We start from the raw sequence: 12,953 nt of genomic DNA on the forward strand, positions 1-12,953 counted from the left end.
TCGAACGTGGTTGCCCGGCTTTCCTTAAATTTTCAAAAGGCTTATAGTGGATTTTTCTTCACGCTGACCCGGGAGGCTGTCATGGCTAACAGTGAAATCGATCAAGTTGCCGTCATCGAGGTTTTGAATAAAATTTTGGAGGCCGAACTGGCGGGCGTCGTGCGTTATACGCATTATGCGTTGATGGTGTTCGGTTATCACCGGATTCCGATAGTGGGGTGGATGCGCGCCCAAGCCAACGAATCCTTGCTGCACGCCAACGAAGCCGGCGAAATGATCACGCAATTGGGTGGCCATCCTTCGCTGGGCATCGGGCCTTTGCTGGAAACCCATCGTCACGACATCGGCGATATCTTGCGTGAATCGCTGGAGCATGAAACTCAGGCCCTGGCCGAATATTATCGTTTGCTGGAACTGGTGAACGGCCGTAATGTGTTGCTGGAGGAATATGCCCGCCGCATGTGCGCATTGGAGGAAACCCATGTCGGCGATGTGCGGAAGATGTTGCTAAAACCAGGGTCGTGAGCCGAAGATTAGGCATTCAGTAAATTTTCTTACCATATCGCGGGAGAACACTATGCACGTCAGTTTGGAACAAGCAGAAAAGGCTATTGCGGCCGCGGTTGCGGAATCGGAAAGGTTGGGTACGCAAATGTGTATCGCGGTGGTCGATTCCGGCGCCGATTTGAAGGCGTTTACCCGAATGAATGGGGCCTGGGTAGGCAGTATCGATATTGCGATCAAAAAAGCCAAGACCGCTTGTTTTTTCGGCATGAACACCGGCCAGATCGGCCAGCTTTCGCAGCCGGGCGGGCCACTTTACGGCATCGAGCATTCCAACCAGGGGCTGATTACCTTTCCGGGCGGCGTGCCGATAGTCGATCAGGACGGCGTACTGATTGGTGCGGTCGGCGTCAGCGGCAGTTCGGTGGAAAACGACCATCAGGTGGCCAAGGCCGCCGCCGAATCCATCGGCCTGTCCGATTTGCCTTCCCATCCCTGGCGCACCTGAACGCCAGCGTCCTGACGCGGAGAGGGGGCGACAGCCTCACCGAGTCGGGCCATGGCTTCCCTGTTGACAAGCTGTCGAGTTCAATGCTTGCCAGTTACTTTGGTTTTCAAATGATCGGTCAACCGTTTCATGGCTGAAGAAGCATCATCGGGGGATAGGTGCACGTTGATCAGGCTGGGCATGGTTTGGTTGTTCAAGGCACATGTCAATGCGCCCTCGAAGGCTTGTTCCGTGTTGGCGTCGTACCCCATCAACGGCCCGAACACTTCACCCAGGCGCTCGAAGCGCCAGGGCGCGATGTCGTTGAAGGGGCCTTCGAGCAAGCAGCGTTCGGTGCTGTAGCCGCTATTGTTGAACACCACTACGATGGGATTCAAGCCCAGGCGGGCTTGGGTCGAAAGCTCCGTGCCGGTCATTTGAAAGGCGCCGTCGCCAACGAGGATCAAGGCGCGACGGTCCGGCCGGGCAACCTGGGCGCCCAGCGCGGCCGGGACGGCGAAACCCATCGTGGTATAAAATCCGGAAGCCAGAAATTCGGTGGGCTGGTGCACGCGCAAATCGATCGCCGCGAACAGGCAGTCGCCGACGTCGCAAACCACGATCATGTCCGGACTCAGCGCCTGATTCAACCGCGCGCTCAACCGCTCCGTCGTGATCGGCCGGCCCGTTTCTGGAAAGTCGACGACTTCAGGCTGGCATGAGGTCAATAAACCCATTTCGTCTGCGCGAGGTTTGACCTCGCGGGTCAAGGCGGCCACAAAATCGGCGAGTGCCACGCGGGGATAGCGGTGGGCACTGATCACCACTTCATTTCCCGCCGCGCGCACCATGGCATGAGGGTCAAGCTTCGCGGTATAGATTCCTGTATCGATTTCATTCAGGGTCATGCCCAGCATCAGCAGCAAATCGGATTGCTCGACCGTGTAGCGCACATTTTCGGAACTCATGGCGCCCTCATAAATGCCGAGATAGGCCGGGTGCCTTTCCGCCATGACCGATTTGCCGGTCAAGGTCGCGGCTATCGGCAAGCCGGAGCGTTCTATCAATTCGGTCAAGGCGCCTTGCAGTCCGCGTCGATGCAATTCCACGCCCGCAATCACGATGGGCGAAACGGCTTTTTCCAGCATTTCCAGCGTTTCGGCAACCGATTCCGACAAAGCCGTATCATCGCTGGTAAAAGGCTCGATCGCTGACGTCGGCATCGGGTAGCCTTCCCGCGTGACGATGTCCCTGGGGATTTCTATATAAACGGGTTTGCAATAACGGCGTGCCGCGGCGATGGCATGATCTATCTGCCGAAAGGCAATCACGGGGTCGTTTAGCACGACCGAGGCGCAACAAATGCGTTCGAAAATTTCGCGTTGGGCGGTAAACGGGCCGAAGCGATGATGAATCAAGGGATCGTTACGCTGCTCACTCACGCCCGGCGCGCCGCTGATGACGATGACTGGCGACGATTCCGCATAGGCTCCGGCAATCGCATTGACGGTATTCAATGCGCCCACCCCATAGGTCACGGCCACCGCGCCGAGGCCGCGACAGCGCGCGTAACCGTCCGCCGCGAAGGCTGCGGTGTCTTCCCGCGTGGTACCGATATGCCGGATGGGGCTTTTGATCAGCAAATCATAAAAACCCAGCACATAATCGCCTGGAATGCCGAATATATGTCCTACGCCCGCCTCATGAAGGCGCTTCAGCAGATACTGCCCGATAGTCTCGTATTTAGCGGTACTCATGGCATGCTTCCCTCCAAACGAAAACCAGATGTCAAGCAAATCAGCGCGATCGCCACGGAAAGACTGGGGCGGCCGCCCAGCTTATTCAAACTAGACAGGAACGATACTGCGCAGCTATCGGTAAAAAGTCAACCGTTTGCATTCAGGACATGTTTCCTGGGTAGCCCGCCCCCCTCCCGCAAGGAAAGGACGGGGCGTTCAAGTTTCGCTGCTGGCCGGCAACGTTTCTTTTTGATCCCATTCGGCTTTGATTGCTTTCAACGGTGTCTTGATTTGCAAAAAACGCTCGGCCATCCGTGGATCGAAATGGTGTCCGGCATTTTTCTCGATATAGGCAAAGGCTTCTTCGGCGGACCAGGCGGCTTTGTAAGGACGTGGCAGGGTGAGGGCGTCGAAGACGTCGGCGATGGCGACGATGCGGGCCGCTTCGGGGATGTCGGTGCCGGACAAGCCGCGAGGATAGCCGCTGCCGTCCCATTTCTCGTGATGATACAAAGCCACTTGCGCCGCCAGTTTGAACACCGGCGCTTCGCTTTTGGAAAGAATGTCGTAACCGATCTGGCAATGCGTGAACATGATTTTCCATTCCTCGGCAGTAAGTTTGTCAGACTTGCACAGGATCGCATTGGGAATGCCGATTTTACCGGTGTCGTGCATCGCCGCGGCCAGTTCCAGCAATTCGACTTCTTGCCGCGGCCAACCCAGGGCTTGGGCCAGCAGCTTGGAATAGGCCGCCATGCGCCAGATATGCACGCCGGTATCGGTGTCGTTGAAATGGCCGGCTTCGCCCAGCATGAAAATCGCTTCCCGGTAGCTTTTTTCCAATTGTTTAGCCTGCACCAAGGATAAATGCGTGCGCACCCTGGCCCTGACGATTTCGGGCACGACCGGTTTGCTCAGATAATCGACGCAACCGGCGCTAAACCCGGCGCTCTCGTTGCCGGTGTCGGACAATACGGAAACGAATATCACCGGAATGTTTTCGGTAAGCGGACTGGCTTTTAGGGTACGGCAGACCTCGTAACCATCGATGTCGGGAAGCTGAATGTCCAACAACACCAGGCTGGGATGATGGCGGTGCGCGGCCGATAAGGCATCTTGACCATTGCGGGCAAAGACCAGGCGGTATTCCGGTTCCAGAATCTGCTGCAGAAGGGCCAAATTGGTTGGCTCGTCATCGACTATCAAAATGGGGTGATTGGGCATGGATTTATCGGGAGCTGGGAGCATTGAAGTGTTCGATCAGGGCTTGGGTCGATGATTCGGCTGCACGAAAATCGTATTCCTGTACCTGGGCAATAATCGAGTCGATTAGATCGCGGCCGGTCAGGGGTTCCAGATACTGTAACTGCTTCCTGACCTCGGTCGGATCATCCTGCTCCAACGCTGTTAGCAATCGCTGCAAGCCTGCCAGAATCACGGCGCGATCGGCGGATGCCGGTTCGCTGCGGTCGGTATGGGCGTCGGTTGCCAGCCAATTTGCCAAACTGCCGGCTACTTCGTCAAGCGCGGATTGCAATTCGCTGGTGGCTTGAACCAGGTCCGCGTCGTCGGCGACGGCTTTTTCCACGACACCGCAGTGGGCGGCGATCGAATTCAGGCACAGATTGCCGGCGGCGCCCTTGATCTTGTGCGCCAATGCGGCAGCGGCGCGACGATGGCCTTGCAGTCCGGCTTCGGCTATTTCATCGCCGGCTTTCCGATATAAACCGACAAAGCGGCAAAGATAGTCTTTATAGGTATTCGGGGCGCCCCACTTGCTCAAGGCCGCGCTGATATCGATGCCGGGCAGGTCGAAATCGCTTGCACGGGGCGACGGGTCGGGAGCGGTGCCGGCAGGCTGATCAAGGGCTGCGAATCTGCTTTGGCAGCCTGTCCAGCGCTGTAACATCGTCATCATTTGCTCGACGTTGAAGGGCTTGGCGATGAAGTCGTTCATGCCGGCCGCCAGCGCCGAATCTTTCAGGGTTTTGAATGCCCCGGCCGTCAAGGCGATGATAGGCAGATGTTGCCATTCGGGGTTGAGGCGGATATGCCGGGTGGCTTCATAACCGTCCATACGCGGCATTTGAACATCCATCAGGATCACGTCCACGGTATCGGCATGTTGCGCCAGCCAATCCAGGGCGGCTTGACCATCGTTGGCCAGGTTGACCAGGGCGCCGTCGGCTTCCAGAATGCGCATGGCGACCTCGCGGTTGAATTCGCTGTCGTCCACTACCAACACCCGCAACCCTGGAATGCGAAGTTGTTTGCCGTGTTCCGGCTTGCTGGCCGGTAGCGATGCCGGATGTTGCCGCTTATTCCACGCCGACGCTACCGCGTTATACAAAGCCGATGGCGTCACGGGTTTGTTCAAGATGCCGTCAGGCATAAGGTTGTCTGTCCGCGTCTTCTCCAGCTCTGCTTTTGGGCGCTTGGTTACCAGCAGCACGATAGGAGGATCGTCGCATTGTGCGTCTTGTGCCACAACGGTTTGCTTGATGCTTGCGACGCTTTCCAGGTCGGCGGTTTCGCTCATGTCGCCATCCAGTAGCAGCAGATCGTAAGAGCGGATTTTATGTTTGCGTTCGGAGGCTTGGGCCAACCCGCTTGCCCCGTCCGCGTGCCAACTCAAGCTCTTGGCCGTCAATATCAGGGCTTCACGGCGATGCTCGTTGTCATCGATCACCAATACCTGCAAATCGCGCGGCTGGAGCGGCACCACGCCGCTCGTCTGTTGACGTTGCAGCGGCAATACAAACCAGAATTCGCTGCCTTCGCCGGCCACACTGTCAACTTCCAATTCGCCGCCCATCAATTGCACCAAGCGCCGAGAGATAGCCAAGCCCAAGCCGGAACCGCCAAAACGCCGGCTGATCGTGGCGTCGGCTTGGCTGAACGCTTGGAAAATTGCGGTTTTTTGCGTTGCGGAAATACCGATGCCGCTGTCCTTTACCGCAAAACGTAGCCGTATTCGATCTTGTTGTTGCTCTATCAGGCGCAGGCGTAATTCGACGTAGCCGGTTTCGGTAAATTTGATCGCATTGTTCAGCAAATTCAGCAAAACCTGTTGCAAGCGCAGGCTGTCGCCGATCACGGCATCCACTTCGGGTTCGGGTACGATGAGCAGTTCCAGCTGCTTTTTGGCGGCGGCATCCGCCATCAATGCCGCGAGACTGTCGAGCAGATCGGATAGGCGAAAAGGCGCGTTTTCCAGTTCCAAGCGACCGGCTTCGATTTTGGAAAAATCCAGAATGTCGTTGATGATGGCCATCAAGGATTGGCCGGCGAGGTGAATTTTGTTTACCAGTTGTTTGCTTTCCTTATCCAGCGGTTTTTGTTCCAACAAATAGCAAAAACCCAGCACGGCGTTCATCGGCGTGCGTATCTCGTGGCTCATGTTGGCCAGGAATTCGCTTTTGACTTTTGCCAGTTGCTCGGCCCGGTCTCGGGCTTGGTTGAACTCCTGGGTACGTTCCGCCACCAGTTTTTCCAGATGCTCCCGATACAGCATGAGCTCCTGCTCCTGTTGTTTACGCTCGGTGACATCCCTATCCAGGCCGCGATAGCCGGCCAAGTTGCCTTGCATATCGAAGATGGGCATGCCGCTGGTCTGTATGATGCGCAGGCTGCCGTCCTTGTGCATGTTCACATTGTCCAAATCGCGAAACGAGGCGCGCCGGGCTGCGATGGCGGCAAATTCGGCGGATTTTGTCAGGGCTTCTTCCGCGGGCATGAGTTCGAAGGGGGTGCGGCCCAGCAATTCCTCTGGTGTATATCCGAGCACCTCGTTCACCGAATCGGATACGAAACTGTAGCGTCCCTCAATATCGACCTCCCAAATCCAGTCGGCGGAAATCTTGGCAACATCCTGAAAGCGTCGTTCGCTCTGCGCCAAGGCTTGCAGCACGTTGATGCTTTGCGTGATGTCCTCGGTAAAGATGGCGATGCCGCCTATGCCATTATCAGGGATACGCCACGGCCTAACCTCCCAACGCTGCCACTGAACTTCGCCATTGGCGAGGACGAAACGATCCTGTTCGGTTTTGATGACTTCGCCGGCCAAGGCGCGGCGATGCACCGATTTCCAAGCATCGCCGATTTCAGGAAAAATCTCATAGTGACAACGGCCCATGATGTTTTGTCCCTGCAGTCCATAATCATCCAGCCAGCGGTTGCTGACGGCCAGATAGCGCATGTTGCGGTCGAGCATGGCCAGCGCGGCGGGCGCATGCTGAATGAATAGGCTCAACTGGGTCTGACTTTCCAGTAAATCATGTTCGATTTTTTTGCGCGCACTGATGTTTTGCTGCGTGCCTATCATGCGCTTGGGCTGGCCGTCTGGATCGCGCTCGATGACTTTGCCGGCGGCCAATACCCACAGGTATTCGTTACTGCGGTGACGCATGCGGTATTCGGCCTGGTAATTTTGAGTTTCACCTTGAAAATAGCGCTGTATCGTCTGCATCACCATGGGCAGGTCATCCGGATGCACCCGGCTTGGCCATTCCTGCTTGTCCGGGGAAAGCTCGTCCGCGGCATAGCCGAGCAGCGCTTTCCAGCCTGGAGAGTAGTAAACATCATCGTTGCTTATATCCCAATCCCAGACGCCTTAGTTGCTGCCTTCGAGCGCGAATTGCCAGCGCGCCTCGCTTTGTTTCAACTCCTGTTCGGCTTGAAGTTGTTCGGTGATGTCGCGCGCCAGGATGATTTCGGCGGGTTTGCCATTCAAATTCAAGGTATGGCCGGTAATTGCGGCCCAAAACTCGCTACCATCCTTGCGCCGGTGCAGCCAGGCGCCGGCTTCGTTGTAATAGGCTTGCCGCTCTGCCGTTGCGGCGACATTGGTCAATAGGTCGCCGATCTGTTCCGGCGGGCGTATATCCTTGATGGTCATGGCTAAAAACTCGTCGCGGCTGTAACCATAGTTTGCAATGGCCGCATTATTGACATCGAGGAAGGCCAGGGTTTCCAGGTCGTAAATCCACAGCGGCAAGGGATTGGCTTCGAACAAGAGCCGATAACGTTGCTCGGACTGCTGTAGCGTTTGTTCGGTTTGCTGTTGCTCGGTGATGTCGCGGACGAAGGCGATGTACAGGCGCATGCCTTCGTTCAGCAACAAACAGATCCGCACTTCCGCCGGATATTGGCTGCCATCCTTGCGTCGATGCAAACCTATGAAGCTTTTGACCGTTCCCGGTTCTATGCCGGCCCAGAGGGTTTGTGCCTGGGCCAAATCGAAATTCTCGAGTTTTTCGATGTCCATGACGTTTTTGCCCAATAATTCACTTCTGCGATAACCGGCTTTGGCGCAGGCTACCTGATTGACGTCCAGGATCACGCCGTCATGGTCGTGGAGGTACACGCCGTCCGGTATGGCCTGATCGACCAGGGTTTGATAACGGGTCTCGGCATAGTGCTTTTCCGCTTCAGTTTGCTTGCGCTCGGTGATGTCCAGCACGATCCCGCGATAAAAGCCGAGCTGGCCATTGGCGGTGAAAACGGGTTGGCCCCGTGACATCAGCCAGCGCTGAGGCGTGACGCCGGGTTGGTTGACCCTCCATTCCAGATTGAATGCTTGCTGCTGTTGCACGAATTGCTGCAATTGAGCCGTAACCGCTTCCCGGTCGTCAGGGTGCACGCTGCTCAGCCAATGCTCGTAACTCGGCGGTGTCCGTGGATCGAGGCCGTAAAGGCTGGCGAGATCATCCGACCAATAGACTTGGTTGGTATTGCTGTCCCATTCCCACCAGCCCGCGTGCGCCGCCGCCATCGCCAAACAGAGGCGTTCGTGCTGGGCCCGAAGCATTTGGGCGTCTTGTTCTTGTATTTGTAGTTGCTTGAGCACCAGTTTTCCATAACTGAACGACAACAGCCCGCCCATGGCCGCAAACAGCAGTACGGAAAAGCCATGCCGGTCTTCCACCAACCACGAACCTGCCGGTGGAATGAAGTAATACACGCCGAGCAGCGTCGCAGTGAGGGTGCCGATGATGCCACCCCAAAGCCCGCCCGCCCAAACACTGAAAAATACGGCCGGATACATCAGCATCCAGGTCGAAACCGGGATAGTCCGCCAGAGCCAGTTTTGCACGATTGCGGCCAGCAGTGGAATTAACGCGGCGATGACGATGCGAACGCTCTTGGATAGGGTTATCGATGGCTGCATCTCAATCACTCGTTTTTGGAGGGTAAAGACAGGATTTCAATTGTGGCAGGGCTTTGCCGTTTTGCAAAAGAAATGCTGACTGCATCAACCTAAAAACATCAGTAGTCCACGAAAAGCACGAAAGACACGAAATAAAACAGATGGTTACGTCACTTGATTTAGTTGCCCGCAAGGTGTCGGCTTTTTGAGCAATAACTTTTTGAAACTGTTCGTAATTTTTGTGTGTTTCGTGGACCAAATGATTTTTATAGGATCAATGGAGATAGGGCAAGGCATGGCGCTTTGCGGGAACATGGCTGGTTTGGCAGAGGGTAACCCTTAGACAGGGCTCTGGCCGAAGCGCTGCGCCGTTTATCGGCCGGGTTTTTCGTGATGCCCGGCCGATCGCGGATATGCAAGAGGATTGGTGTTTTGGCGGCTCAATTGGACAGGGTGTAGCCCACCTTGATCGTCACCTGCCAATGCGCGACCTTGCCATTTTCGATATGGCCGCGGGTTTCGACGACTTCGAGCCAGCGCATGTTCTGTATGGTTTGTCCGGCCTTGGCGACCGCGTTTTCGATGGCTTGTTGAATGCCGAGGCTGGATGAACCGGTGAGTTCGATTTTTTGATACACATGTTCGGGCATGACTAATTCTCCTGCTGAGGGCTGAAAAGGGTTTGGTAAGCGCGCGCGGCGGTTTCGGGTTCCTGGTCGAAAATGCCGCCTATCACCGCCAGCAAGTCCGCGCCCGCGTCCAATAACTGACGACCGTTGTTCGGCAGGATGCCGCCGATGGCAACGATGGGCACGTTCAAAAGCCGTTTGGCCTGCTGCAGGGTGGCAATCTCGGCCGGGGCCGCCAGGGGTTTTGAACCCGAAGGAAAAAAACGCCCGAAGGCTACATAGTCGGCGCCGGCTGCCGCGGCCAGCTGCGCTCTGCCAATGTCGTTATAGCAGGAAACGCCGATGATGGCATCTTTCCCAAGCAGTTGCCGCGCAGCGGCGATATCGCCATCGTCCCGCCCCAAATGCACGCCATCGGCGCCGGTTTGCAAGGCCAGTTCGATGCTGTCATTGATCAACAACGGCACCTGGTACGCGTGACAGATTCGCAGCAGCCGGCTCGCCAGCGTGACGGCATCGAGTGGTTCTTTGTCGCGATATTGAACGACGACCGCGCCGCCTTTCAACGCATCTTCGACGTCGCGAACGATTTGCTCCAGGGATTTGTGTTCGGTTTGAGTGATGGCATACAAGCCACGCCGTGGAAATTTCATGGTGCTATCCAAAAAAATCGATCGGGATTCAGTTGGCCCTTGCCGGCAGGGTAGGCGGCGGCCAGTGCCTGCCAGGTGTAGTCTTGGGCTTCATTGACCGCGCTGAATACATCCAGGCCTCGAGCCAGCAGGGCGGCAATCGCGCTGGCCAGCGTACAGCCCGAGCCGTGATATTCATGGGGCAAGCGCTCCCAGCTGAACGTTTCGTGCAGATCGTCAGGCATGAACAGACGGTTTCGCACCAGCTCGGAGTCTTCGTGCGTGCCGGTGATCAAGACATATTCAGCCCCCGCGTCTTGCAAGACCGCGGCGCATTCGCTCAGATCATCGCGTCGCGCTAGGCGGCGGGCCTCCAGACTGTTGGGTGTCAACACGGTGGTTAACGGTAGCAGTCGCTCGATGATGCTGTCGATCAAGGCCTGACTCGCCAGTTCCGTGCCGCCGCCCGCGGCCAGCACCGGGTCCAGTACGACCGGAATAGTGGGATGTTGCTGCAAAACAATGGCGACTGCCTCGGCGACGCGGGCATCGCCGAGTAAACCGATTTTGAACGCCGCAACGTCGATGTCGGCCAGCAGGGTTGCGGCCTGCTGCCTGATGTCGTCCGGATGCTGCGGGAGCAGCTTTTTGACGTTGTTGCTGTCTTGTTCCGTGAGTGCCGTGATGACGCTGACGGCATGGCATTGATGGCTGACGATGGCCTCGATGTCGGCTTGCACGCCGGCACCGCCGCTCGGGTCGTGCCCGGAAAAGCACAGCACGACGGGGCGTCTTGCTGTCATAGTGTTTCTCCGGCCAGCAGGCGTAGAAACGCCTGTTCGCCAATGACCGTCACGCCTTTTTCGCGAGCCGCGTTGATTTTGTTGGCCCCGACATTGTCACCCGCTATCAGATAATCGGTTTTGGCCGACACCGACGAACCGACTTTCGCGCCCACGGCTTTGGCTTGCTTGCCGAGTTCGTCACGCGTGCCGCTATGCAGCGTGCCGGTAAAAACCAGGGACTTGCCGGCCAGGGGATGGCCCGTGTTGGCGGCGAGGTTCTGGCTGGGCTGCAAATTGAAGCCGAGTGCCATCAATGTGTCGAACAAGGGTTTGATGTTGGCAAAACCTTCGATAATGACGGCGGCGGTTTTTTCCGCAAATCCCTCGATCGCCACGATATCCGCTTCGGACAAGGCGAAAACATCCGTCAAGGCATGATGCCGCATCAGGCGCTCGCAATTGCCCAGCCCCATCCGGAACACGCCGAAAGCCGCCAGAAAGCGCCAATCATCGATCGTTTCGCTGCGACTGCGCGCCAGTTGATCGACCAGGTTTTGCGATTGTTTGGGGCCGAAACCCATGCTTTCGAATTGCTCGGTGCCGAGCCGGTATATTTCATCGACGCGGCGGATGCCGTGAGCGTAAAGTTTTTTGATCGTCGCGGCGCCGAAGCCATCGTTGTTTTTCAAGACCCGAAAAAAATGCTCCATGCTGTTGCTGATCTGCGCCGGACAGGCCAGATTGTTGGGACACAATAAATAGTCGTTGTCCCAGATCAATTCATGTCCGCAGCTGGGGCAGTGCGTCGGCACCCTCGGTTCGGCGGGACTGAGGACTTCCTCGATCTTGGGGATCACCTCGCCGGAGCGGGCCAGGCGAATCAACGCGCCTGGGCCTATGCCCTTGTCGAGCACCATTTTGTAATGATGTGCCGTGGCGCGGGAGAGCAGGGCGCCGCTGAGCCGGGTCGGTTCCAGTTCCGCAACCGGCGTGATGCGGCCGGAGCGCGAAGTTTGCGGCACCACGTTTAGAATTCTGACTTCGGCGGTGGCGAGATTTTCCTTGTAGGCGAGCTGCCAGCGGTGATGGTGGCGGGTCGCGCCCATGTATTGCTTTAATTCGTCGTCGACGATTTCCAGAATCACGCCGTCGACGTCGTAATCGACCTTGTTCCAGATGTCTTTGACTATGCTGGCAAAATCCAGGATCAACGCAGACCAGGAACCCGTCCAGCTCGGCAGCAGCGCGAACGGATAAAACACCGCGGCATGATCCAGAATGGCTTGCTCGGCGTGAGTGTCCAGTTCTTTTTCCTTGATTACGCTGGCTTGAAAATTGCGCGGGTTATCAAAGAATTCGGCCAGTTTTTCATCGAAGTAGCTGCGACTGACGACGATTTCGCCGGCGCCCAGCCCGCGTCGGCCTTGGTGGGCGACTTGCAGTCCGCGCTCGAAAACCCGGCTGATGTCCTGGCCCTTGCGGCCGTCGCCGCGGGTATAGAACAGGTTGCCGTCGTCGTAGGCCGCATAGCCATCCAGTTTTGGCGTGACCTTGAAGGTGAGTCGCGTAAAGTCCTTGCCCAGCTCGGCGGCGGCCTTTTCGATGCGGGCGCCCCAGCGTTCCACGTCATCCAGACTGTAGGCTTTGTCGGTCGACAGCATGATGACCGGCAAATCGACGGTTTTACCGGCAAAGACCGGTTCAGGTTCCACGCTTTCCAGCAAGGGATGGTCGGGATGACGGGCTTTGAGTTCGGCCAAATAAATAAAATCATAATCGGCGTCGCTGATGACGGGCTCGCCGCCGCGATACAAGGCATTGGCGATTTGCAAGAACCCCGTCAATTCCTCGTCGCTGGCGTTGCTAATCCGCTCGGGATGCCGGCAAAGTTCGCAAAAGCGTTCTTCGCTTAGATTGTCGAAATTGAGTGCGGCTCCAAACACGAGGTCTTTTTGCTTCTTGCTTAGCATCGGGTCTTGGTACTGAATGAGTGCGGTTTGAAAAAATCGTTGAATGTAAAACGCCCAAA

Annotated in this window: 10 protein-coding genes; 2 read left to right on the forward strand and 8 right to left on the reverse strand. The window is 56.8% G+C overall.

Annotation, left to right across the window (positions count from 1 at the left end; all coding sequences use genetic code 11):
• Positions 1 to 81: 81 nt before the first annotated feature.
• Together NM686_RS09830 and NM686_RS09835 are read left to right on the forward strand one after the other, a co-directional pair.
• Entirely contained in the window at positions 82 to 525 is a 444-nt protein-coding gene (locus NM686_RS09830; RefSeq protein WP_255187701.1) for a ferritin-like domain-containing protein, read from the forward strand.
• A gap of 52 nt (positions 526 to 577) precedes the next feature.
• A complete protein-coding gene (locus NM686_RS09835) occupies positions 578 to 1,012 on the forward strand; it encodes a GlcG/HbpS family heme-binding protein (RefSeq protein WP_255187702.1) in 435 nt (144 codons plus the stop codon).
• Positions 1,013 to 1,092: 80 nt separating this feature from the next.
• Here the strand turns inward: NM686_RS09835 and NM686_RS09840 are convergent, their stop codons facing one another.
• From NM686_RS09840 to NM686_RS09875, 8 genes are all read right to left on the reverse strand, one after another.
• The gene (locus tag NM686_RS09840; protein WP_255187703.1) at positions 1,093 to 2,748 is read right to left on the reverse strand and encodes an alpha-keto acid decarboxylase family protein; all 1,656 of its coding nucleotides are present in this window, start codon (positions 2,746 to 2,748) and stop codon (positions 1,093 to 1,095) included.
• A 198-nt stretch (positions 2,749 to 2,946) separates the two neighbouring features.
• On the reverse strand, positions 2,947 to 3,954 hold the full coding sequence (locus NM686_RS09845) for an HD domain-containing phosphohydrolase (protein WP_255187704.1): 1,008 nt from the start codon (positions 3,952 to 3,954) through the stop codon (positions 2,947 to 2,949).
• A gap of 4 nt (positions 3,955 to 3,958) precedes the next feature.
• Complete coding sequence (locus NM686_RS09850; protein WP_255188592.1) at positions 3,959 to 7,324, reverse strand: PAS domain S-box protein; 3,366 nt, start codon at positions 7,322 to 7,324, stop codon at positions 3,959 to 3,961.
• A gap of 18 nt (positions 7,325 to 7,342) precedes the next feature.
• Positions 7,343 to 8,899: a PAS domain S-box protein gene (locus tag NM686_RS09855; protein WP_255187705.1), complete on the reverse strand. Its 1,557-nt coding sequence runs from the start codon at positions 8,897 to 8,899 to the stop codon at positions 7,343 to 7,345.
• Positions 8,900 to 9,318: 419 nt separating this feature from the next.
• On the reverse strand, positions 9,319 to 9,528 hold the full coding sequence (locus tag NM686_RS09860; RefSeq protein WP_255187706.1) for a dodecin: 210 nt from the start codon (positions 9,526 to 9,528) through the stop codon (positions 9,319 to 9,321).
• 2 nt (positions 9,529 to 9,530) lie between these two features.
• Positions 9,531 to 10,160 carry a thiamine phosphate synthase gene (gene thiE / locus NM686_RS09865; RefSeq protein WP_255187707.1) on the reverse strand — a complete coding sequence of 210 codons (630 nt, stop codon included), beginning with the start codon at positions 10,158 to 10,160 and terminating at the stop codon, positions 9,531 to 9,533.
• The gene (gene thiD, locus NM686_RS09870; RefSeq protein ID WP_255187708.1) at positions 10,157 to 10,942 is read right to left on the reverse strand and encodes a bifunctional hydroxymethylpyrimidine kinase/phosphomethylpyrimidine kinase; all 786 of its coding nucleotides are present in this window, start codon (positions 10,940 to 10,942) and stop codon (positions 10,157 to 10,159) included. Before thiD ends, thiE begins: the two co-directional genes overlap by 4 nt.
• The gene (locus tag NM686_RS09875) at positions 10,939 to 12,894 is read right to left on the reverse strand and encodes a helix-hairpin-helix domain-containing protein (RefSeq protein ID WP_255187709.1); all 1,956 of its coding nucleotides are present in this window, start codon (positions 12,892 to 12,894) and stop codon (positions 10,939 to 10,941) included. The genes thiD and NM686_RS09875 overlap by 4 nt, the downstream gene beginning before the upstream one ends.
• Between the last annotated feature and the right edge of the window lie 59 nt (positions 12,895 to 12,953).

It is taken from the genome of Methylomonas rapida, from assembly GCF_024360925.2.
In the GTDB taxonomy this organism is placed as follows: domain Bacteria; phylum Pseudomonadota; class Gammaproteobacteria; order Methylococcales; family Methylomonadaceae; genus Methylomonas; species Methylomonas rapida.